This is a genomic window from Bradyrhizobium cajani, from assembly GCF_009759665.1.
Classification (GTDB): Bacteria; Pseudomonadota; Alphaproteobacteria; order Rhizobiales; family Xanthobacteraceae; genus Bradyrhizobium; species Bradyrhizobium cajani.
Map to the genome: position 1 here is coordinate 35,114 of NZ_WQNE01000023.1, position 21,952 is coordinate 57,065.

16 protein-coding genes are annotated in these 21,952 nt (G+C 64.0%); 6 read left to right on the plus strand and 10 right to left on the minus strand.

The window, feature by feature from the left end; translation table 11 throughout:
- Positions 1-22: 22 nt before the first annotated feature.
- Positions 23-1,159, minus strand: coding sequence for an acyl-CoA dehydrogenase family protein (locus GPL20_RS24925; RefSeq protein ID WP_167533195.1), 1,137 nt, complete (start codon positions 1,157-1,159; stop codon positions 23-25).
- Between the two features lie 263 nt (positions 1,160-1,422).
- Here GPL20_RS24925 and GPL20_RS24930 point away from each other — a divergent pair, with 263 nt between their 5' ends.
- Positions 1,423-2,973: an acyl-CoA synthetase gene (locus tag GPL20_RS24930; RefSeq protein WP_167533196.1), complete on the plus strand. Its 1,551-nt coding sequence runs from the start codon at positions 1,423-1,425 to the stop codon at positions 2,971-2,973.
- A 76-nt stretch (positions 2,974-3,049) separates the two neighbouring features.
- Positions 3,050-4,273 carry an ABC transporter substrate-binding protein gene (locus tag GPL20_RS24935; protein WP_157332574.1) on the plus strand — a complete coding sequence of 408 codons (1,224 nt, stop codon included), beginning with the start codon at positions 3,050-3,052 and terminating at the stop codon, positions 4,271-4,273.
- A 77-nt stretch (positions 4,274-4,350) separates the two neighbouring features.
- On the opposite strand, the gene GPL20_RS24940 is transcribed toward GPL20_RS24935, so the two are convergent.
- Positions 4,351-5,121 (minus strand): helix-turn-helix transcriptional regulator, encoded by a 771-nt coding sequence (locus GPL20_RS24940; RefSeq protein ID WP_157332576.1) that lies wholly within the window; start codon positions 5,119-5,121, stop codon positions 4,351-4,353.
- A 187-nt stretch (positions 5,122-5,308) separates the two neighbouring features.
- Between GPL20_RS24940 and GPL20_RS24945 the strand changes: the two genes are divergently transcribed.
- The 4 genes from GPL20_RS24945 to GPL20_RS24960 all read left to right on the plus strand — a co-directional run bounded on the left by GPL20_RS24945 (position 5,309) and on the right by GPL20_RS24960 (position 11,708).
- Positions 5,309-7,564 carry a marine proteobacterial sortase target protein gene (locus GPL20_RS24945; RefSeq protein ID WP_157332578.1) on the plus strand — a complete coding sequence of 752 codons (2,256 nt, stop codon included), beginning with the start codon at positions 5,309-5,311 and terminating at the stop codon, positions 7,562-7,564.
- A 175-nt stretch (positions 7,565-7,739) separates the two neighbouring features.
- Entirely contained in the window at positions 7,740-8,309 is a 570-nt protein-coding gene (locus GPL20_RS24950; RefSeq protein WP_157332580.1) for a class GN sortase, read from the plus strand.
- Positions 8,310-8,514: 205 nt separating this feature from the next.
- Positions 8,515-10,731 (plus strand): acetate--CoA ligase family protein, encoded by a 2,217-nt coding sequence (locus tag GPL20_RS24955; RefSeq protein WP_157332582.1) that lies wholly within the window; start codon positions 8,515-8,517, stop codon positions 10,729-10,731.
- 155 nt (positions 10,732-10,886) lie between these two features.
- On the plus strand, positions 10,887-11,708 hold the full coding sequence (locus tag GPL20_RS24960) for an MlaD family protein (RefSeq protein ID WP_157332584.1): 822 nt from the start codon (positions 10,887-10,889) through the stop codon (positions 11,706-11,708).
- Between the two features lie 268 nt (positions 11,709-11,976).
- On the opposite strand, the gene GPL20_RS24965 is transcribed toward GPL20_RS24960, so the two are convergent.
- The 8 genes from GPL20_RS24965 to urtB all read right to left on the minus strand — a co-directional run bounded on the left by GPL20_RS24965 (position 11,977) and on the right by urtB (position 21,802).
- Entirely contained in the window at positions 11,977-14,985 is a 3,009-nt protein-coding gene (locus GPL20_RS24965) for an autotransporter outer membrane beta-barrel domain-containing protein (protein WP_157332586.1), read from the minus strand.
- Positions 14,986-15,293: 308 nt separating this feature from the next.
- Complete coding sequence (locus GPL20_RS24970) at positions 15,294-16,334, minus strand: aliphatic amidase (protein WP_157332588.1); 1,041 nt, start codon at positions 16,332-16,334, stop codon at positions 15,294-15,296.
- Positions 16,335-16,392: 58 nt separating this feature from the next.
- Positions 16,393-16,740 (minus strand): FmdB family zinc ribbon protein, encoded by a 348-nt coding sequence (locus tag GPL20_RS24975; RefSeq protein WP_157332590.1) that lies wholly within the window; start codon positions 16,738-16,740, stop codon positions 16,393-16,395.
- Between the two features lie 194 nt (positions 16,741-16,934).
- Positions 16,935-18,164, minus strand: coding sequence for a formamidase (gene fmdA / locus GPL20_RS24980; RefSeq protein WP_157332592.1), 1,230 nt, complete (start codon positions 18,162-18,164; stop codon positions 16,935-16,937).
- A gap of 29 nt (positions 18,165-18,193) precedes the next feature.
- Positions 18,194-18,883 (minus strand): urea ABC transporter ATP-binding subunit UrtE, encoded by a 690-nt coding sequence (urtE, locus tag GPL20_RS24985; protein WP_157332594.1) that lies wholly within the window; start codon positions 18,881-18,883, stop codon positions 18,194-18,196.
- A gap of 12 nt (positions 18,884-18,895) precedes the next feature.
- Positions 18,896-19,651 (minus strand): urea ABC transporter ATP-binding protein UrtD, encoded by a 756-nt coding sequence (urtD, locus tag GPL20_RS24990; RefSeq protein WP_157332596.1) that lies wholly within the window; start codon positions 19,649-19,651, stop codon positions 18,896-18,898.
- Positions 19,652-19,715: 64 nt separating this feature from the next.
- Complete coding sequence (gene urtC, locus GPL20_RS24995) at positions 19,716-20,858, minus strand: urea ABC transporter permease subunit UrtC (RefSeq protein WP_157332598.1); 1,143 nt, start codon at positions 20,856-20,858, stop codon at positions 19,716-19,718.
- A 17-nt stretch (positions 20,859-20,875) separates the two neighbouring features.
- Positions 20,876-21,802 (minus strand): urea ABC transporter permease subunit UrtB, encoded by a 927-nt coding sequence (urtB, locus tag GPL20_RS25000; protein WP_157332601.1) that lies wholly within the window; start codon positions 21,800-21,802, stop codon positions 20,876-20,878.
- Positions 21,803-21,952: the final 150 nt, after the last annotated feature.

Sequence of the window (21,952 nt, forward strand, 5' to 3'; positions counted from 1 at the left end):
GAATGACGCGAGGAGAGAGCTTTCACAACCCCATCTGCCGTGACGCCAAGTCCTTCATGATCTCCTCGGTGCCGCCGCCGATGGCGTTGACCTTGACCTCGCGATAGATGCGCTCGGCCTTGATGCCGCGCATGAAGCCGGCGCCGCCGAAGATCTGCACGGCTTCGGAGGCGCAAAACGCCATGGTCTGCGTCGCCTGGTTCTTCATCATGCAGATTTCGGCGACCGGGCTCTCACCCTGCTCGAGCCGCCAGGCCAGCATCTCCAACATCGCTTGCGATGCCGCGACCTTCTGCGCCATGTCGACGATCTTGTGGCGGATCACCTGGTGCTGGGCGAGCGGCTTGCCAAAGGTCTTGCGCTCCTTGGCATAGGCAATCGCCTCGTCCAGACAAACGCGGGCGTAGGCGGTGCAGCTCGCCGCCATGCCCATGCGCTCGCTGTTGAAGTTCCGCATGATGATCTTGAAGCCCTGGCCTTCCTCGCCGATCAGATTCTCGGCGGGCACACGGCACGCGTCGAAATGCAGCGTCGCGGTGTCGGAGGCCCACCAGCCCATCTTCTTCAGCTTGGTGCGAGACAGGCCGGGCGTATCGCCCTCGATCAGGAGCAGGCTGACGCCGCCGGCCCCCTCGCCGCCCGTACGCACCGCAACGGTCAGATAATCGGCGCGCACGCCTGAGGTGATGAAGGTCTTCTCTCCGCTCACGACGTAGTGATCACCATCGCGCCGCGCCCGCGTGCGCAGGTTCGCGACATCGGAACCGCCACCCGGCTCGGTGATCGCGAGCGCGGAGATTTTCTCGCCTGACAGCACCTGCGGCAGCACACGTGCCCTCACCTCGGGCCGTGCCGCGCGCGCGATCGGCGGCGAGCCGATGGTGTGGCTCATCAGGCTGGCGCTGATACCGCCGGCGCCGGCCTGCGCTAGCTCCTGACTAGCGACGATCTTCATGAACTGATCGGCGGCGATCCCGCCATATTCCTCGGGAAATCCCAACCCCAACAGCCCGATCTCGGCCGCCTTGCGATAGAGCGCGCGTGGGAATTCGCCGGCCTCGTCCCATTCATGGGCGAACGGGGCGATCTCCTTCTCGACGAAGCGGCGCATGACGTCACGGAAGGCATCATGCTCGGCGGTATAGAACGGGCTCTTCATCGCAGTCTCGCCTCGCGGACGGATTCGTCTCAGCCACCATGGCCGGAACATTGTTGGCCCACTTGCGCGGAGTGGCTGACCCGGACGGGCCACTCCGCGCAGACCATGGTCCAGCAACTCAACGCAAGACGATTTTCGTCCGTCGCAGGCCAACTCCGGAACAAAAAAGCGACGCACAAACTCCGGCTGGCCCCAGGGCCACGCCGGGCATGGTGCACGACAACGAGGATGTGGGCGGCGCAAGACCGCCGAGGGAGGAACTTTTGGCCGTTCGTTACTACGACTGGATCGCCCACCATGGCCGCCGTACGCCGAACAAGGTTGCGGTGATCGACCTCGCAAGCGAGCGCCGCTTCACCTATGCGCAGCTCGATGCCCGGGTCTCGCGCCTCGCCTCATTCCTGCGCCACACACTGAACGTCTCGCGCGGCGACCGCGTCGCGGTGCTTGCGCTGAACACGACCGATACGCTGGAGGTGCAGTTCGCCTGCGGCCGGTTAGGGGCCATCTTCGTGCCGCTGAACACCCGCCTCACCGTGCCCGAGCTCCAGTTCATTACAAGCGACTGCGCACCGAAGGTGATGATCCACGACACCGATCTCGCCGAGACGGCGCTTGCCGTCGCAAAGCTCTGCGGCGTTGCGACCAGCCTGCTGCTCGACCCAGGCGGTACCTATGAGGCCGGCATCGCCGCCGCAAAGCCGCTCGAGAAGATCGAAGAAGTCACGCTCGATGACGTCTCGACCATCATGTACACGTCCGGCACGACGGGTCATCCGAAGGGCGCGACCATCACCCATGGCATGACCTTCTGGAATTGCGTCAATCTCGGCGGCCCCGCCTGTATCGGGCCATCCTCGGTACTCCTGACCGTGCTGCCGCTGTTCCACACCGGCGGGCTGAATTGCTACACCAATCCGGTGCTGCATGCCGGCGGCACCGTGATGATCATGCGCGCCTTCGATCCCGGCACGGCGCTCGGCCTGATCAACGATCCCGCGCAGGGCATCAACGTGTTTTTCGGCGTGCCCGCGATCTACCAGTTCATGGCGCAGCATCCAGCTTTCGCGACCACCGACCTCAGCCGGCTGATCGTCGGCGGTGTCGGCGGCGCGCCGATGCCGGTGCCGCTGCTCAAAGTCTGGGAGGCGCGCGGCGTCGCGCTCCAGCAGGGCTACGGCATGACCGAGACCTCGCCAGCCGTGCTGGTGCTCGACCGCGAGGATGCGGCGCGCAAGGCCGGCTCCGCCGGCAAGCCGGTGCTGCACACCGAGGTCCGCATCGTGCGGCCCGACGGCAGCGACGCCGATATCGGCGAGCTCGGTGAGCTCTGGGTCAAGGGCCCGAACATCACGCCGGGCTACTGGAACAGGCCGGAGGCGAACAAGACCTCCTTCACCGACGGCTGGCTGCACACCGGCGATGCGACCCGCGTCGACGAGGAAGGCTTCTACTACATCGTCGACCGCTGGAAGGACATGTACATCTCCGGCGGCGAGAACGTCTATCCGGCCGAGGTCGAGAACGTCCTGCACCAGCTCAACGCCATCGCGGAAGCCGCCGTGATCGGCATTCCCGATTCGCAATGGGGCGAAGTGGGCCTTGCGATCGTCGCGATCAAGCCGGGGCAGAAGCTGACCGAGGCCGATGTCTTTGCGCATTGCGCGGCCAATCTCGCGCGCTTCAAATGTCCGCGCCAGATCCGCTTCGTCGATGCGCTGCCACGCAACGCCACCGGCAAGATCCACAAGCCGACCTTGCGCAAGGATTTTTCGGTGACCTCCGAAGTCGACAAGAAGGTCGCCAACGCCTGACCAAAGCGCCCCTCTCGCGGGCGCTTTTCTTTTTTGAAGTGCCTGCTCCACCCACAGGAAACCCCAAGGAATTGCCATGAAGAACAAGAAACGCGCCCTGCTCGCCGCGGCAACGGCCCTGACACTGCTTTCGGTCCAAGGCGCCTCTGCGCAGAAGAAATACGACACCGGCGCGAGCGATAGCGAGATCAGGATCGGCAATGTCGAGGCCTATTCCGGCCCGGCCTCCGCCTACGGCATCATCGGCAAGACCGAGGAGGCCTATTTCAAGATGATCAACGACCAGGGCGGCATCAACGGCCGCAAGATCAACTGGATCTCCTATGACGACGGCTACTCGCCGCCCAAGACCGTGGAGCAGGTCCGCAAGCTGATCGAGAGCGACGAGGTATTCCTGGTCTTCAACGCGCTGGGCACCCCGACGCAGACCGCCGTGCAGAAATATCACAACACCAAGAAGGTGCCGCAGCTCTTTCTCGCCACCGGCGCCAGCAAATGGAACGACCCGAAGGGTTTTCCCTGGACCATGGGCTTCCAGCCGAGCTATCGGGTCGAGGCGCGGATCTTCGCGAAGTATATCCTGCAGGCGAAGCCCGATGCCAAGGTCGCGGTGTTCTATGCCAATGACGATTTCGGCAAGGACTACGTCGCCGGCATCAAGGAGATTTTTGGCGAAAAGGCAGCTTCGCTGATCGTCGCGGAAGAGAGTTACGAGACCACCGAGCCGTCGATCGATTCCCACATCGTCAAGCTGAAGGGCACCGGCGCCAACGTCTTCGTCAACATCTCGACACCGAAATTCGCGGCGCAGGCGATCAAGAAGATCGCCGAGCTCGAGTGGAAGCCGATGCATGTGATGACCGACGTGTCGATTTCGATCGGCGCGGTGATGCAGCCGGCCGGCTTGCAGGCCTCCGAGGGCGTGCTGTCGGCGACCTATCTGAAGGACGCGTCCGACCCGCAATGGAAGGACGACGAAGGCATGAAGAAATTCATGGCCTTCATCGACAAGTACATGCCGGGCGCCAACGTCTCCGACACCAACCTTGTCTACGGCTACTCCGCCGCGCAGACCCTGGTCCAGACCTTGAAGCAGTGCGGCGACGAGCTGACGCGGGAGAACGTGATGAAGCAGGCCGCGAGCCTGAAGGACTTTGCGCCCGATACGCTGATTCCCGGCATCAAGATCAACACCGGCGCCAACGATTTCGCTCCGATCGAGCAACTCAAGATGATCCGGTTCAAGGCCGGTCAATGGGAGCTGTTCGGCGATATCATCAGCGCCGAAACCGGTGGCTAGCTCTTCGCGCATGTCCTTGTCCAAGCATCGGAGCCGCTCCTTGCAGGGGAGGCTCCGCGCCAGCAAGGAGCCCGGGCCTAGCCTGGCAGAAACAGCGCGAACGGCTCCTCGACCGTGCGCCGCAGATGCTTTCGATACAAGGCATGGTTGGCATCATCAGGCGAAACCCGTCCCAATGACGGCTTCGGAACGTTCCTGAGCGGCACATAGGCGATCGGCGCGGCGATCGGCGTCAGCTGCGAGCCGGGGCCGGCGCGAAGCGTCGAGATGATGCCATACATCTCGCCGGTGACCGTCGGCCGCGACACCGTGATCACCCGATGCTGGCCGTGCTTGATGATGACGAGGTAGATGAAACCGGACTGGTGCGGCACCGCAACCTCGCCAGTATGTTCGTAGGCAGCATCGGTGCGATCGCCCTCACGGAAGACCAGCGAAGGTATCTTCGGCTCCCAGACGATCTCGGTGCGATAGGCGAAGATCGCGTCCTTGTCGCCGAAGGACGGCCGCAGTGTGATGTAGACATCCTCAAGCCAGGTCACCGCGCGACGGGCATAGGAGCCGAGGCTGTCGGGCGCGACATCGTTTGCTGCCGGAGGCGTCACCAGGACAACGCTTTTACGCAAGGAGACACCGAGTGCCTGCTCCAGCCGCACGGTCGTTGCCAACGTGAACGGCCGCCGGCCGCCGAGCACCTTCTCCAGCGTCGACAGGCTGAGCTTGGCCTGCTCGGCCAGCGCCTGCCGGGAGATGCGGCGCCTGGCGAGCTCCTCGCGAATGGTCTCTGCGATCTCACGGCTTTGCTCGTCCGAGAGCTGCCCGTCGGGGAGTTTGTCCTGCGTCTGCATCGTTAACCCTGCTCCAGCAGTGATAGTCTAGCAGGACGGACAAACCAGCACAAAACCGCACATGGCCGCCCCGGCGGCGGCTCGGCCGGGCCGGCCGCGGCGGAACATTGCCGATCATTCTGCTCGCGAAATCGGGCTCTCCCGATCGATGCTGAAGGCCAGCAAACATCCTCCGGGAGCAGGCCAAATGGATACCTACGACGCAGCCGACGGCGACGAACACCCCCTGTTGGGCCGGCTGATCAGAGTCGGATTTTTTCTTCTCGCGCAGAGCATCGCGGTGATGCTGGTCGCCTTCGTGGCCCTGCTGGTGAGCTTCGGGACGAGCTGGTCCGCGACGACCGAACAGGCCAGTCTGCTCCAGCCCGGCGATGCGCGCTCCGGCAGCCTGCTGCTGAAGGAAGACGGCACCACCACCGAAGCGATCCGCCTCGGCACCGACGTCGACATCACGGTATCGGGCCCGACGCTGCGCGCCCGCGTCACGCAAGCCTTCCGCAACCCGACCAAGGACTGGGTCGAGGCGACCTATGTCTACCCGCTCGCGACCGACGGCGCCGTGGACACGCTGAAGATGGTGGTCGGCGACCGCATCATCGTCGGCGACATCAAGGAGCGGCAGCAGGCCCGCGTGATCTACGAGCAGGCGCGCCGCGCCGGCCAGAAGGCCGCGCTCACCGAGCAGGAACGGCCGAACATCTTCACCAACTCGGTCGCCAATATCGGCCCGGGCGAAACCGTGCTGGTGCAGATCGAATATCAGGAGCCGGTGCATCAATCCGGCGACGAATATTCGCTGCGCGTGCCGCTGGTGGTCGGACCGCGCTACAATCCCGCGCCGATCGTGCAGAGCGTCGACTTCCGCAAGGACGGCTCGGGCTGGGGCGCGACAACGGACCCGGTGCCGGACCGCGACCGCATCTCACCACCTGTGCTGGACCCCGCCAAGAACGCGCCGGTCAATCCGACCAGCATCACGGTCCGCCTGAACGCCGGCTTTGCGCTCGGTGAGGTGAAGAGCCACCACCACAACGTCAAGGTCGAGAGCCGCGACGACACGACACGCGTGGTCACCCTCGCCGACGGCGCTGTCCCCGCCGACCGCGATTTCGAGCTGACCTGGAAGCCGGCCGCGGAGAAGGCGCCGTCGGTGGGCCTGCTCCGCGAGCATGTCGGCGACGCCGATTATCTGCTCGCTTTCGTCACCCCGCCCAGCGCCGGGCAGGCGGCGCAGAAGCCGCTGCCGCGCGAGGTGGTGTTCGTGATCGACAATTCCGGCTCGATGGGTGGCACCTCGATCGTTCAGGCCAAGGTGAGCTTGACTTATGCCCTCGGCCGCCTCCAGCCGAATGACCGCTTCAACGTCATCCGTTTCGACGACACTATGGACGTGCTGTTTCCGGCCTCCGTGCCGGCGGACGCCGCGCATGTCGCCGAGGCAACCTCGTTCGTCAGCGCGTTGCAGGCGCGCGGCGGCACCGAGATGGTGCCGGCGATGCGGGCCGCGCTGTCCGACAAGCTCGGCGACACCGGCATGGTTCGTCAGGTCGTGTTCCTGACCGATGGCGCGATCGGCGACGAACAGCAATTGTTCGAAACGATCACGGCGATGCGCGGCCGCTCGCGCGTGTTCATGGTCGGCATCGGGTCGGCGCCCAACACCTATCTGATGACGCGCGCCGCCGAGCTCGGCCGCGGCGCCTTCACCCATATCGGCTCCGTCGAGCAGGTCGAGGAGCGCATGCGCGGCCTGTTCGCCAAGCTGGAAAACCCGGCGGTGACCAGCCTCAGCGCAAGATTCTCGGAGTCCAAGGCCGACGTCACCCCGGCGATCATTCCCGACGTCTATCGCGACGAGCCCCTGGTGCTGGCGGCAAAACTCGACAAGCTCGCGGGCTCGCTCGAGATCAAGGGACGCGTCGGCGACCGTCCGTGGTCGGTGACGTTGCCGCTGCAAAATGCCGCCGAAGGCAAGGGCCTGTCAAAACTCTGGGCGAAGCGCAAGATCGGCGATGCCGAAGTGGCGCGCACCTTGCGCGAGCTGACGCCCGAGGATGCCGACAAGACGATCCTCGCGCTGGCGCTCGACCATCAGCTCGTCACGCGGCTGACCAGCCTCGTCGCCGTCGACAAGACGCCGAGCCGGCCCGAAGGCAAGCCGCTCAAGCTGAGCGAGTTGCCGATCAACCTGCCCGCCGGCTGGGATTTCGAGAAGGTCTTTGGCGAACGACAGCAGCCGACGCAGCTCCGCGAGCGCCACGCCGATGCACGCAACCAGCCCGCTGCCAGGCGACCGACTCCCGCCGCGCCTGATGCGATCCGTCTGCCCAAGACTGCAACATCGGCCGAGCTCAAGATCATCGCAGGCCTGGTCCTGATCGTGCTCGCCCTGATCCTGTTCGTGTTCAACCGGCGTCAGCCCTTGCTCACTGACGCCGCTTGAGAGAGGAGCAACCCCGAACTCCTCTGCTTCAGCGCGCGCGGCCGCCCGTCCCACACCAACGGCCGCGCGCGCCTTTTTTCAACTATCTTTGCGACCGCAGCGAAGCAATCCAGACTGCGCCCGCGGAAAGACTCTGGATTGCTTCGCTTCGCTCGCAATGACGATCGTGGAACCAATGCCCCGCCTCATCCCTCCCTTGGCTCTCGCATTGATCGGCCTCATCCTGTTCGGCGACGGCGCCTACATCCATGCCAAGGCCTGGCTCGCCCAAGTGCTGCTGGAGCGTGCGTTCGACAGAAGCGTTGCGTCCGGCGAGGCGGTCAAGCCGTGGTCATGGGCCGACACCTGGCCGGTCGCGCGGATCGAAGTGAAGCGGATCGGCGCCAGCGCGATCGTGCTGGAGGGGACAAGCGGCCAGGCGCTGGCTTTCGGGCCTGGCCATATCCGGCAAACGGTTGATGCCGGCGAGCGCGGTGTTGCCGTCTATGCCGCACATCGCGACACGCATTTCCGGTTCCTGCGGAACGTTGCCATCGGAGACATCATTGAGATCACCCGGCGCGACGGCAGGCATTTCCGCTATCGCGCGGACGTCTCGGACGTGGTCCGTTTCGACGCCTCGGGCATCGAGCCCGCGACGCACGACTTCGAGCTCGTGCTCGCAACGTGCTGGCCGTTCGACGCCGTCACGTCCGGACCCGAACGCTTCATCCTGCATGCCACCTTGATCGAAGCCGACCGATAGACGTGTGATCGGTCTCAACTCGCCGCGAGCTTCGGCAGCACTTCGGCGGATCGTTCGCACTTTCGCCAAAAGTCTGGTGATGCTAGCCTTATCACGACGCCTTGCTGCATTCCGTCTCGCGGCATGGAGCCCGCCACGATCTACCCCCGCCAGAACCCGGCGCGTGCCAGCGCGCTGCAACAAGAACAAGAGGTGAGGAAGCGCCATGGAAGCTCAGGTATCTGCGTCGATTTCTCCGCGCTCATGGTCTCCGCCGCCCGACGCTTCCGACATCGTCAAGAGCATTCATGCCCTGCTGCACCCTCACAACATCGTGCTGGTGGGGGCGACCGACAAACCCGGCAACTATGCCGAGCGCATCTGGAATAATCTGGTCAAGTACGGCTACGAGGGCGGGCTCTATCCGGTCAATGCCAAGCGCGACGCCATCTGGGGTGTCCCGTGCTACAAGGACTTTGCCAGCCTCCCTGAAAAGCCCGACCACGTACTGGTGCTGGTGCCCGCGCGCTTTGCCGTACAGGTGATCCGCGACGCCGCCGCGGCCGGCGCGCGTTCGGCCACCATCGTCACCTCGGGCTTCAGCGAGTTGCAGGATGACGAGAGCCAGAAGCTCGCCGCCGAATTGCAGGCGGCCGTACGCGAGACCGGACTGGCGGTCACAGGGCCGAACTGCCTCGGTAATTTGAGCGCTGGCGAAAAGCTCTTCACCAACATCGACGACCGCGTCGTCACCATGGAGCAGGGCGCGGTGGCGATCGCCGGGCAATCCGGCGCCATCGTGATGGCGATCCGCCAGGCGCTGGAAGATCGCGGCGTCGGCGTCGGCTATATGGTGACGACCGGCAACGAAGCCGGACTCGAGACGCCGGACCTGATGCGCTACTTCGCGGAGGATCCTAGCATCAGGGTGATCGTGGTCTATCTCGAAGGCGTGCGCGACACCAAGGCGTTTCGCGACGCCTGCAAGGCGGCGCGTGCGGCGAGCAAGCCGGTGATCGCGCTCAAGCTCGGCGCATCCGAGGGTGGCCGCGCCGCGGCGATGGCTCACACCGGCGCGCTCGCAGGCTCGATCGAGACCTTCGACGCCATCGCGACCCGCGAAGGCGTGATCCGCGTTGGCGGGCTCGACGAGTTGATCGAGACCACCGAGTGCTTCGTTCACTCTGTCGTACCCAAAGGCGACCGGCTCGCCGCGGTCACGCTGTCCGGCGGCAAACGCGGCATGCTGATCGACGCCTTCTATGCCGCGGGCCTGAACTTCGCGCCGCTGAGTCCGCATGTCAGCGGCGAGCTGGCGAAGATGCTCGGGCCCGGCTCGATCGTCGGCAATCCGCTCGACGCCGGCTTTGCCGCAGTGGTCGATCCCTCCGTCTACATGAAGTCGATCGAGTTGATGATCGACGATCCCGATATCGACATCGTCATCGTCGATGCGGAGCTGCCCAAGGCGCCGCACGAGCTGCGCGAGCGCAATTTGCGCATCGTCAACGGGATGGCGAGCCGGGCCTCGAAGCCGGTGATCTACATCAGCGCGATGTCGATTGGTTTCACCGAGTTCACCAAGAGCTTGCGCAAATCGCTGCCGCATCTCGCCGTCATGCAGGGCATGGACCGCGCGGTGACCGCGATCAAGTCGCTGCTCGACTATGCCAGGCTGCGCAAGGAAGTGCCCGACATCGTGTCGAGCTCGAAGCCTGCGGCGCGCGCCGTGCTGGAGAAGGCGCTGAAATCGGCCACCGGCGCCGCGCTCGACGAGGTCGCCTCGAAGAAGCTCCTGAAGGCCTACGGCATCCCGATCTCGAAGGAGGCGATCGCGCAGACGGCTGCGGAAGCCGTGAAGATCGCCAAGCAGATCGGCTTTCCGGTCGTGGCGAAAGTCGTCAGCGCCGAGATCCTGCACAAATCCGACATCGGCGGCGTTGTGCTGAACCTCAACAGCGCCGCCGAGGTGAAGAAGGCTTTCACCGACATCACGGCGCGGGTCAACAAGCTGAAGGGCAAGCCCAAGCTCGATGGCATCCTGATCGCGCAGCAGGTTAAGGCCGATCTCGAGCTCGTGGTCGGCGCCTCACTCGATGCCGAGATGGGTCCGGTGGTGCTGTTCGGCACCGGTGGCATCGACATCGAACTGATGAAGGACGTGGCGCTGGCCGGCGCGCCGCTGGACGAGGCCGAGGCGCGGCTTCTGGTCGGCCGTACCAAGGCCGGCATCAAGATGCGCGGCTATCGCGGCAAACCGGCACTGCACGAGACCTCCGCGGTGAAGGCGCTGGTCGGCCTGTCCAACCTGATCGCGGATGCCGGCGGCCGGATCGCCTCGATCGACATCAACCCGTTCCTGATCAACACCAGGACGGGTGTGGCGGTCGATGCCCTGATCGTGCTGAACAACGCTGCGGCAAAGCGCGCGGCAGGGCATTGAGACCGTAGGGCGGATTGGCGTAGAGCAATCCGCCAATTCGATCCCATCCGCACGCCAGACTGTGGCGGGTTACGCTTCGCTAACCCGCCCTACATAGAATCGCCGCCATCCGGGCTCCTTCCAACTTCCCTGCTTTGGCCGTAGAATCGCACCTTATGGCACGCGCGAGCAATTTGGTGATCGGAACGGCGACGCTGACGGCGATCGCCGTGGCATTCGGCGGCCTGCTCGGCGTGCAGAAATGGCGCACGATCCAGAGCCGCAGCCAGTTGCGCGTCGTATTCGAGGGCGGTTCCGCCAGCGGGCTGCGCCGCGGCGGCCCGGTCAATTTCGACGGCGTGCCCGCCGGCCAGATCCTGTCGATCAAGCTGGATAGTCCGCGCAGGATCGTGGCGCTGGTGATGCTCGATAACAACGCGCCAATCCGCAAGGACACCGTGGCCGGCATCGAATTCCAGGGTCTGACCGGCATCGCCGCGATCTCGCTGATCGGGGGCGCGCCCTCGGCACCGCCGGTGCCGCTGGATTCGGACGGCATCCCCGTATTGACGGCCGATCTCAGCGACGCCGGGTCCATCGTCGAGACCCTGCACAGTGTCGACCGCACGATCGTGAGCAACGCCCCTGCGATCAAGGACGGGCTGCGCACGTTCGAGAACTACACCGCCGATTTCAGGAGCAAGGGCGCCGAGATCGATTCCGTCATGGCCAAGGTCGATAGCGCCTTTGCCGGCTTCGACAAGGCGGTCACGAAGATCGAGGGGGTGGTGCCCGGCTTCGTCGATGGCAAGGCCGACGAGCTGTTCGAGAAGGTCAAGGAGCTGCACGAGCTCGCCGACACCATGAAGAAGAAGTCGGCGGGGTACCTCGAGGATATCCGCCGCTCGCTGCTCGACGTCAGCGAGACTGCCAACAAGATGGCCGGAACGCCCATGGCAACGCGACCGCCGCGCAGGCCTGAGCAGCAGAAGCGGTGACTGTTTACCCTGCCCCTCCAGGGCAATCGCATGTGCAGGCTGTTTCTCTGCGGCCATCCTTCGAGACGCCCGCCTTTGGGCGGGCCCTCAGGATGAGGACGGAGTGTGCGGCAGCAATTTCAACAGGCAACCCTGCCGCTTAGCCTCATCCTGAGGAGACCGCGGAGCGGTCGTCTCGAAGGGCGAAGCGTGCGCTCAGGCGCCGCCAATAGTCATATGCGATTGCCCTGCACTCCAGGGGGATGGCAGCGTCGCCGATTGCTCGCGCCTACCAAGCGTAGCGCACGACGCCCTTGCCGGCATAGGAGCGCGTGACGTTCGAGAACTCGCCCTCGAAGGTCGCCGACGCAGACCAGCCGTTCATCCAACTCATCTGCACCGAGGCCGTGGTCAGTGCGGAATCGCGCGCCAGCGTGGCGCCGTTCACGACGAAGGCCGATCCCGGCAGGGTCTGGAACACCGCTCCGACGCTGCGGTCCGGATTGTAATCATGCGCCCAGGCGAGGCGGCCGCGCAGGGTCATCAGGCCGCCGGCCGCGGCGAATGACCTGTCCGCGCGCAGGCCAAGCTCGGTGCGCGTGCTGGTCACGTCCTTGGCGGCATAGTTGAGCGCGAAGGTGTTGTTGCCGACCACCGCAAACTCCGAATAGCTCGGAAGACTGAACATGGTGGCCTGGAGCGCCGCATAGGGCGTGAGGCCAATCCACTGCATGGCATATCGATAACCGCCCTCGATGCGACCCGAGACGGCATTGGCGGTGAACTGCGCGCGCAGCTGATCGGCGCCGGCCGCCGTGACAATGCGGTTGGTCGTGACGTCCTGCCAGCCATAGGCCAGCGCAGCCGTGATATAGGCGGGTCCAGCAGTGTGATGCACGAAAGCGCCGGCCTGGAACAGGTCGGAGCGGCCCCAGCCGAGTCCGTTGACGCCGAAGCTGGTGCCGCCGCCGGCAAGCGCGAAACCCGCGATGGTCGACGGCGAGAAACGGTAGTCGAGGCCGACGGCCGTGCCGTAGACGCTGCTGGTGGTGTTGCTCGAGCCGAGGACGGCATGGCCGTCGGTGGTCTGCGAGCCGCCGTAGCCGGCCGCCCACACATCCCAGCGCTGCTCGAAGGTCGCAACCGGCGCCTTGTGGTAGATCGAGGCAAGAGCGTCGCGCGCGCTCTTCTCACGCGGGGTCCTGCCGTTCGCGGCATAGGCATTCGCATTCGTGTCGTCGGTATAGGGCGTCGCACCAGGCGTGCCGCTGCGTCCCGAGCTGAAGACTTCGGTCAACAGGCCGAGGAACTGGTTCATCGCGTTGAACGTCGTCTGCTGCGAACCCGTCGCCGACTCGCCGGACGCCTGCGTCAAGCCGTTGGGGCCGAGGCCGGCGAGTTCGGCTTGCAGAAAGCCATTCGCGTTGAAGAAATTCTGAAGCGTGGTGGCGACGTTCTTCTGATTGATGTTGAGCGCGTATTTCGCGCCATAGTCGAGCGTGAAATCGAGCAAGACTTCACCCGACCCAACGGTTGTCGTGCCAATGAGGCCGCCGGCCGCGGCGACGCCAGCGAAATTGCCGGTGGCGGCGCCGAAGAAATTCAAAATCGAGTAATGCCGCATCACCGTGCTGCCGGGGTACAGCGAGACGCCGACTGTGCCATTCAGCGTAACATTGCCGCTGACGAGAGCATGGCTCGTGCTGAACCCGCTGCCGGCCTGCACGAGGTAGACCGCGCCGGACTGGAAGGTCAGATCACCCTGAACGAACATGCTGGAGCCCGGCCCGCCATCGCCGGGCGCATAGATGCCGCCGTTGGCGATAAATGTGTTGCCGACAATCCCGGCGCCGAACAGCGCGCCGCCCGCGTTCACGGTGGTCAGGCTCGATTGCGAGATATTGCCATCGACCCGCAGGATGCCGCCATTCACCGTGGTGGTACTGGTATAGGTGTTGGTGCCGGAGAGTATCAGCGTGCCGCTGCCGACCTTCTCCAGCGAGCCGGGGCCAGCGGGACCGCAACTGCAGGGATCGAAATCGCCGATGACGCCGCTGACCTCGGTCGAGAGGTTGTTGCCACCGACGACAAGGGTGTTGCCGCCGCCGATATAGTAGAAGCCGCTGCCTTCGATCGAACCAGCGGTGATGCGGCCGTCGCTGTTCGGGCCGGTGCTGACCCCGAAATCAACGATACCGGTCCCGGTGGTGATGAAGCGCGCGTTGCCGCCGGTGGAGTTGTCAAAGAACTCGGTCTTGCCGCCGTCGTTGGTGTAGATGGTGGCATTGCCGGCCGTGGTGAACGCGCCGAAATTGGTCCGGCCATTGGCCTCGTTGATGATTGTCGCGTTGCCGGCGGTCGCGGTGCTTCCAGGAAATGCACCGAAGCCGGTGCTGCCAAAATCCTTGTTGATGATGGTCGCCGACGCGGCCGAGGATTGATCAGAGAATGCGGTGGTGCCGCCATTCTGGTTTGTGATGCTGGCCGAGCCTGCATTGGTTCGGCCCAGGAAGCCGATCAAGCCACCGTCGTTGACGATGGTCGCGCGGCCGGCTGTGGCGGTGTCGATGCTGCTGCTCGCCGACGGATCGCCGAAATACAACTGGCCGCTGTTGGTGATCACCATCGAGCTGGCGGAGGTCCCGTTGAGGAACATCGTCGCGCCGGAGAATTCGTTGACGAGCGACGTGACGCTCGACATGTCGGCGTTGACGATTTTGAACAAGCCCTCGTTCTTGACGGCACCGACAATGCTGGCGGTATGGGTCGCATCGCCAAGCTGCAGTGACCCGCAATTACAGATGAAAGTATCACCGGTATAGGTATTGGCGCCGAGCAGCGCCAGGAAACCGGGTCCCTGCACCGAGATGCCACCGCTGCCGGTGATGCGCGAAGCGATCGCCGCCGAGGGGTCCCCGGTCCCGGTGACATCGTTGGTGAAGAACATGGTGCCGCCCGCGGCCAGCCTGAGGTCGCCACCCTGGATCGTATAGATCGAACCGTCGCCGGTGAGGTCGAAGACCACTTGGCTCGTGAGCTGCACGCCGCCCGGCGTGACCGTCACCGTGCCGCCTGTTGCCGGGGTCGAGGGACCGCCGCTGCCGAACAGGGTCGCCGACGACGACGGATCGTAAGCGCTGCTGATCGAACCGGAAGAGTCCGTCCAGTTGGTGGTGGTCGTATCCCACACCCCACCGCCGCCATTGACGGCACCGTTCGGCGTGGTCTGCGATCCGTTGAAGAATTGCTGCGCCCCGGCAGGGCTCGTCGCGACAGCTGCACCCAAGACGAAGGCCATCCCGAATGCCCTGCGAATTGCCGCGGCACCCCGGCGCGCGCAACCCCGCCCGCTCAATGGCAACCAAGCCTCCACGCTCTTCCCCTCACCCGCAGCGCTCCTCAGCGGCGCCGCGGGAACTTAGGCCATGAGGATGGCGGGTAGAACCACGGGAGCATCGAGAATCCGCCAATGGGACCGCAACTTGAGCAGATTCAACAGCCCATGTTGCAACCGCGCCACGGTTTTGCCGGGGCGCTCTTCCCATTCCGCGCATGCGCCTTGCGTTAGAACGCCCGTGCCCATGGACGGCCATTCACATCAACGGCTTAGTAGTTGCTCGGGGCCGCTCCGTTTGGAATGCCGTCGATCGGGCACTCGTCGGTCCCTGGCGTCGAACGCGTCATCGCCTCGACCATGTCTCGCGTGCCTTCGGGATCGGCGATCCAGTTCTTGTAGAAATCGTACGGACAAGCCGCGACGCCGCGCGGGCTTTCGCCGGAATTGATCATGCCGGTGTAGCCGCGGTGGACCAGCTTGTAGAGATGGTTCTGCGATTGACCGTTGCGGCGCGCATCGCGGATCAAATTCTTCGACAGCTGGGCGTACTGGATGCCGTACTCCTCCTCGCCGCACTCACCGAGGGTGCGACCATCGAAGCCGATGATCGCGGAGTGGCCGAAATAGGAATAGACCCCGTCGAAACCGGCCGCATTGGCGACCGCGACATAGACATTGTTGGCCCATGCCATCGCCTTGGAGATCATGACCTGCTGCTCCTTGGCCGGATACATGTAGCCCTGGCAACGCACGATCAATTCGGCGCCCTTCATGGCGCAGTCGCGCCAGATCTCCGGAAAATTGCCGTCGTCGCAGATGATCAGGCTGACCTTCAGGCCCTTCGGGCCGTCGGACACGTACGTGCAATTGCCGGGATACCAGCCCTCGATCGGCACCCACGGCATGATCTTGCGGTACTTCTGCACGATCTCGCCCTTGTCGTTCATCAGGATCAAGGTGTTGTAGGGTGCCTTGTGCGGGTGCTCCTCGTGGCGCTCGCCGGTCAGCGAGAATACGCCCCAGACCTTGGCCTTGCGGCAGGCCTCCGCGAAGATCGCGGTTTCCTCGCCTGGCACCATGGACGCCGTCTCGTACATCTCCTTGGAGTCGTACATGATGCCCTGGGTGGAATATTCGGGGAAGATCACGAGATCCATGCCGGGCAGGCCGACCTTCATGCCGACGATCATGTCGGCGATCTTGCGGGCGTTGTCGAGCACCTCGGCCTTGGTGTGCAGGCGGGGCATCTTGTAGTTGACGACTGCAACGCCGACGGTGTCGTTGCTGCTGGAAATGTCACCGTGAAGCATGTTGACCGCTCCTGTTCCTTATTTGCTTGGGTTGCCGCGATTGGTCCAGCCGCATGCGTCAGTGGCTGATCATCCAGGGTCGTGCGGTGGGAAAGCCCTTGGCGCCGCCCTTGGTCTTCGTCATCAGCCGGGCCGGCTTCCTCTTGCCCGTCGCACAGCAGCCGCAGCCCGGGCCATGCGAGGCCTTGTATTGCGCGAGCGTCTGCGGCGCATGTGTGCTGCGCTCGTTGACGGCGTGCGCCTTGCGCTTCTCCGCCGGCATGCAGAAGAAATTCGGCGCCGTCAGGATCACGCGTGGCGCCAGCGTCTCGCAGTGCGGACAGTTCTGCGGATCGTCGCATTCCGCCATCGGTCGAAGGTCCTTGAACGGACCGCAGTCGTCACAGAGATATTCATAGACCGGCATCTTTTGCCCCTTCGCGTTCGGTGATGACAGAGCGTCCGCTTCACCTCGCCCCGCTTGCGGGGAGAGGTCGGAACGCATCGCAAGATGCGTTCCGGGTGAGGGGGACTCTCCGCAAACTCACGGCTGCTGTTCGGGCGGAGACAGCCCCTCACCCCAACCCTCTCCCCGTAAGAACGGGGAGAGGGAGCGCAACGTCATTTGTCCGGTGAGATCGGCATCTGGATATCGCCGGTGATGTGCTTGATGGGTCCCGCCGCCGACGGCATCACGTCGAAGTCGAAGATCTCCGTCGGCAGCCACAGCGTGGCGCAGGCGTTGGGCACGTCGACCACGCCTGAGATGTGGCCCTGGCACGGCGCGGTGCCGAGGATCGAGTAGGCCTGTGCGCCGGAGTAGCCGAACTTCTTCAGGTACTCGATCGCATTCAGGCAGGCCTGGCGATAGGCGATGTGAACGTCGAGATAGTGCTGCTTGCCGGCTTCATCGACCGAGATGCCCTCGAAGATCAGATAGTCCTTGTAATTTGGCGTGATCGGCGACGGCTTGAAGATCGGGTTCTTGATGCCGTACTTGGCGACGCCGTCCTTGATGATGTCGACCTTCAGATGCAGCCAGCCGGCCATCTCGATCGCGCCGCAGAAGGTAATCTCGCCATCGCCCTGGCTGAAGTGCAGATCGCCCATCGAGAGACCGCCGCCGGGCACATAGACCGGGAAGTAGATCTTCGAGCCGCGCGACAGGTCCTTGATGTCGCAATTGCCGCCGTGCTCGCGCGGCGGCACCGTGCGCGCACCTTCGGCACCGATCTTGGCTTTGACATCGCCCTTGGCGCGACCGCCATGGGCGGTCGGCGGGAATGGCGGATTGGCAAGGCCGGGCACACGGGTCGGGTTGGTCGAGATCAGCTCGGCCTCGCGCTTGTTCCAGGTGTCCAGCATCTTCGGATCGGGCAGACAGCCGATCAGGCCGGGATGGATCAGGCCGGCGAAGTTGACGCCGGGCACGTGGCGCGACGAGGTGTAGAGGCCCTTGATGTCCCAGATCGACTTCTGCGCCAGCGGGAAATGGTCGGTGAGGAAGCCGCCGCCGTTCTGCTTGGAGAAGAAGCCATTGAAACCCCACAGGCTCTCCTTGAGCGGGCCGACGTCGAGCAGGTCGACGACGAGCAGATCGCCCGGCTCTGCGCCCTTGACGCCGATCGGTCCGGAGAGGAAGTGCACGATCGACAGGTCGATGTCGCGCACGTCATCGGCGGAATCGTTGTTCTTGATGAAGCCGCCGGTCCAGTCATAGGTCTCGATGATGAAATCGTCGCCGGGATTGACCCAGGCCACGATCGGAATGTCGGGGTGCCAGCGGTTGTGCACCATGTCATTTTCATAGGCCGACTTGGTGAGATCGACCTTGATCAGTGTCTCTGGCATCGAGATGCTCCCCTTTTTACTACGGTTGGTTAGACGGACAGATATTTTGAGACCTGCGCGGCATCGACGGCGTCGCGCGGATCATCGCGCACGATCTCGCCGTTCTCGATCACCAGCACGCGGTCAGCGATGTCGAGCGCGAAGCTCAGGACCTGCTCGGACACGACGATCGAGAGGCCCTTTTCGTCGCGGATGCGTTTCAAGGTGCGCGCCATCTCCTTGATGATGGAAGGCTGGATGCCTTCGGTCGGCTCGTCGAGCAGCAGCACTTTGGGCTTGGTCGCCAGCGCCCGCGCGATGGCGAGCTGTTGCTGCTGCCCGCCGGAGAGATTGCCGCCGCGGCGGCCTTTCATCTCCAGCAGCACCGGAAACAATTCGTAGATGTCGCCTGGGACCTCGGATCCGCCGGAGACGACAAGCCCGGTCTCGATGTTCTCCTTCACCGTCATGGTGGAGAAGATCATGCGACCCTGCGGCACATAGGCGAGGCCCTTGGCCACGCGCTCGTAGCTCGGCAGGCCGCCGAGCTCGGCGCCGTCCATGGTCACCGAGCCGCTCTTCGCCGGCAGGATGCCCATCAGCGACTTCATCAGCGTGGTCTTGCCCATGCCGTTGCGACCCATGATCGCCACGATCTCGTTGGGCGCGACCTTGACGTTGAGCCCGTGCAGCACCTCGCTCTGGCCGTAGGCGACGTGAAGATCTGAAATAGCCAGCATCGTCGTGCCTCCTCAGTGCCCCAGATAGACTTCGATGACCTTGGGATCGTTCTTCACCTTCTCCATGGTGCCCTCGGAGAGGATCTGGCCCTGGTGCAGCACGGTGACCTTGTGCGCGATGTCCTCGACGAACTTCATGTCGTGCTCGATCACCAGCACCGAGCGGTTCTTGATGATGCGGTTGAGCAGCTCGGCGGTCTTGGCGCGCTCGGACACGCTCATCCCGGCGACGGGCTCGTCGAGCATCAGGAGGTCGGGGTCCTGGATCAGCAGCATGCCGATCTCGAGCCACTGCTTCTGGCCATGGCTGAGCTCGTCGGCATAGGTATTGAGCTTGTCCTTCAGGAAGATCATCTCCGCGACCTCCTCGACCCGGTCCTTCACCGGCTGGTCGCGCTGAAAGGTCAGCGAGCCGAACACGGTGCGGCCGCGCGGAAACGAGATCTCGAGGTTCTCGAAGACGGTGAGGTCCTCGAACACCGACGGAGTCTGGAATTTGCGCCCGACGCCGGTCTGCACGATCTCGTTTTCCTTCATCTTCGTGAGCTCCTTGCCACGAAACTGAATCGAGCCCGAGGTCGCCTTGGTCTTGCCGCAGATCAGGTCGAGCACCGTGGTCTTGCCGGCGCCGTTGGGACCGATGATGACGCGAATCTCGTTCTCCTCGACGTAAAAGGAGAGATCGTTGACGGCCTTGAAGCCGTCGAACGAGACGGTCAATCCGGAGACAGCGAGCAGGAATTCCTTGGGCTGATGACCGACGAGCATGATCTACCTCCTCACTCCCAGCGCGGCATCGGCATCGTGATGACCGACGAACATGATGGCCTCCTCACTCTGCCGGTGCGCCGTCGGCGACCGAGTTGTCGTTCCAGCCCGACTTCGACTTGCGCGAGGCGAACAGCCGGTCGATGCGCGGCTGCACGTAATCGGCCCAGAGCCCGGACAGACCGTTCGGGAAGGCGAGCACGACCGCGATGAACAACGCGCCGAGGCCGAACAACCAGAGCTGCGGGAAGGATTCCGACAGGCTGGTCTTGGCGAAATTCACCAGGATGGCGCCCCATATCGCACCGAAGATCGACATGCGCCCGCCGACCGCGGTGTAGATCACCATCTCGATCGACGGCACGATGCCGACAAAGGACGGCGACATGAAACCGACATTGAGCGCGAACATGGCGCCGCCGATCGCGGCGAAGACCGCGGCCATGCAGAAGGCGAAGATCTTGAAGTTGGCGACGCTGTAGCCGGAGAAACGGACGCGATCCTCCTGTTCGCGCATCGCCACCAGGATACGGCCGAGCTTGGTCAGGCGGATGAACTGCGCGATGCCGATGCAGGCGAACAGCAACACCACCTCGACGAAGTACAGGATGATCTTGGCGTGGTCGGGCCGGATGTCCCAGCCCTTGAGCGTGCGCAGGTCGGTCATGCCGTTGATGCCGCCGGTATAGCCCTGCTGCCCGACGATCAGGATGGTGAGGATGGCGGCGACGGCCTGGGTGATGATCGCGAAATAGGTGCCGCCGACGCGGCGCTTGAACATCGCGGTGCCGATGATCAAAGCGAAGAGGCCGGGGACCAGGATGATGGCGAGGATGGTGAAGGTGAGGCTGTGAAACGGCTGCCAGAACAGCGGCAGCGACGTGATCTGATTCCAGTCCATGAAGTCGGGGATGCCGGGCGTCGACTGGATCTTCGTGTTCTCGACGCTGGAGGCCTCGAGCTTGAGGAACATCGCCATGCAATAGCCGCCGAGGCCGAAGAACACGCCCTGCCCCAGGCTCAAAATGCCGCCATAGCCCCAGCACAGCACGAGGCCGAGCGCGACAAAAGCGTAGGTCAGATATTTCGCGACCAGATTGAGGCGGAACACATCCAGCGTCAGCGGCAGGATCACGAACAGCACCGCGGCCAAGACGATGAAGCCCATGAGTTCGGATCGATTGAAGAAGCGTGAGTTGATGATCATGGCTTGCCTGCTTCCCGTTATTTGCGGACCTTGAGGGCGAAGAGACCCTGCGGCCGCAGCATCAGGATGCCGACGACAGCGAGCAGCGTGAGCACCTTGGCCATCGAGCCCGACATGAAGAATTCGAGCGTCGATTGCGTCTGCGAGATCGAGAACGCGGAAGCGATGGTGCCGAGCAGGCTGGCGGCGCCGCCGAACACGACGACCAGGAAAGTGTCCACAATGTAGAGCTGGCCCGACGTCGGCCCGGTCGAGCCGATCATGGTGAAGGCGCTTCCGGCGATCCCGGCGATCCCGCAACCGAGCCCGAAGGTGTATCGGTCGACCTTTTCGGTGTTGATGCCGACCGCGCCGGCCATGATGCGGTTCTGCACCACGGCGCGCACCTGGCGGCCCCAGCGCGACATGTAGAGAACGTAGGCGACGCCGACGGTGATCAAGACGGTGAGGCACATCACGAAGACGCCGTTGATCGGCACTTCGATGCTGTCGGTGACGTGCAATGAGCCGAGCATCCATTGCGGCAGTTCGACGCCGACTTCGCGCGCGCCGAACACGGACCGATAGGCCTGCTGGAGCATCAGGCTGAGGCCCCAGGTGGCGAGCAGCGTATCGAGTGGACGCTTGTAGAGGTGCCGTATCAGCACCCACTCCACCAGCATGCCCAGCGCGCCTGATGCGATAAAGGCCAGGATCATTGCGAGGAAGAAGTAGCCGCCGAACAGGCTCGGCAAATAGGACTGAGAGAAATTCGAGGTCATCCAGGTGACGTAGGCCCCGAGGATCATGAACTCGCCGTGGGCCATGTTGATGACGCCCATCTGGCCGAAGATGATGGCAAGCCCAAGCGCCATCAGGACGTAGACCGAAAACAGGATCAGCCCCGCAAAACCCTGCATGACGAAGATGGAGCCAAGGTCACCAATCGAGTAGTCGCCGAACATCGATCATCCTCCGTCGGGGATAGGGTCCCCGCGTCGCGAGCAGGTTCGCGACGCGGGGGTCTTGGGGCATGGACTTGCGATCCACGCCAGGGAGCGGCCTGGTGTTGGAGAGAAAGCGCGAGCGACGCCGCGTCTCTTACCGGTAGCGCT

Coding starts and splice junctions, on each gene's coding strand:
- GPL20_RS24925 (WP_167533195.1), bottom strand. CDS start 1,159: ATGAAGAGCCCGTTCTATACCGCCGAGCATGATGCCTTCCGTGACGTC.
- GPL20_RS24935 (WP_157332574.1), top strand. CDS start 3,050: ATGAAGAACAAGAAACGCGCCCTGCTCGCCGCGGCAACGGCCCTGACA.
- GPL20_RS24940 (WP_157332576.1), bottom strand. CDS start 5,121: ATGCAGACGCAGGACAAACTCCCCGACGGGCAGCTCTCGGACGAGCAA.
- GPL20_RS24945 (WP_157332578.1), top strand. CDS start 5,309: ATGGATACCTACGACGCAGCCGACGGCGACGAACACCCCCTGTTGGGC.
- GPL20_RS24950 (WP_157332580.1), top strand. CDS start 7,740: ATGCCCCGCCTCATCCCTCCCTTGGCTCTCGCATTGATCGGCCTCATC.
- GPL20_RS24955 (WP_157332582.1), top strand. CDS start 8,515: ATGGAAGCTCAGGTATCTGCGTCGATTTCTCCGCGCTCATGGTCTCCG.
- GPL20_RS24960 (WP_157332584.1), top strand. CDS start 10,887: ATGGCACGCGCGAGCAATTTGGTGATCGGAACGGCGACGCTGACGGCG.
- GPL20_RS24965 (WP_157332586.1), bottom strand. CDS start 14,985: ATGGCCTTCGTCTTGGGTGCAGCTGTCGCGACGAGCCCTGCCGGGGCG.
- GPL20_RS24970 (WP_157332588.1), bottom strand. CDS start 16,334: ATGCTTCACGGTGACATTTCCAGCAGCAACGACACCGTCGGCGTTGCA.
- GPL20_RS24975 (WP_157332590.1), bottom strand. CDS start 16,740: ATGCCGGTCTATGAATATCTCTGTGACGACTGCGGTCCGTTCAAGGAC.
- fmdA (WP_157332592.1), bottom strand. CDS start 18,164: ATGCCAGAGACACTGATCAAGGTCGATCTCACCAAGTCGGCCTATGAA.
- urtE (WP_157332594.1), bottom strand. CDS start 18,883: ATGCTGGCTATTTCAGATCTTCACGTCGCCTACGGCCAGAGCGAGGTG.
- urtD (WP_157332596.1), bottom strand. CDS start 19,651: ATGCTCGTCGGTCATCAGCCCAAGGAATTCCTGCTCGCTGTCTCCGGA.
- urtC (WP_157332598.1), bottom strand. CDS start 20,858: ATGATCATCAACTCACGCTTCTTCAATCGATCCGAACTCATGGGCTTC.
- urtB (WP_157332601.1), bottom strand. CDS start 21,802: ATGTTCGGCGACTACTCGATTGGTGACCTTGGCTCCATCTTCGTCATG.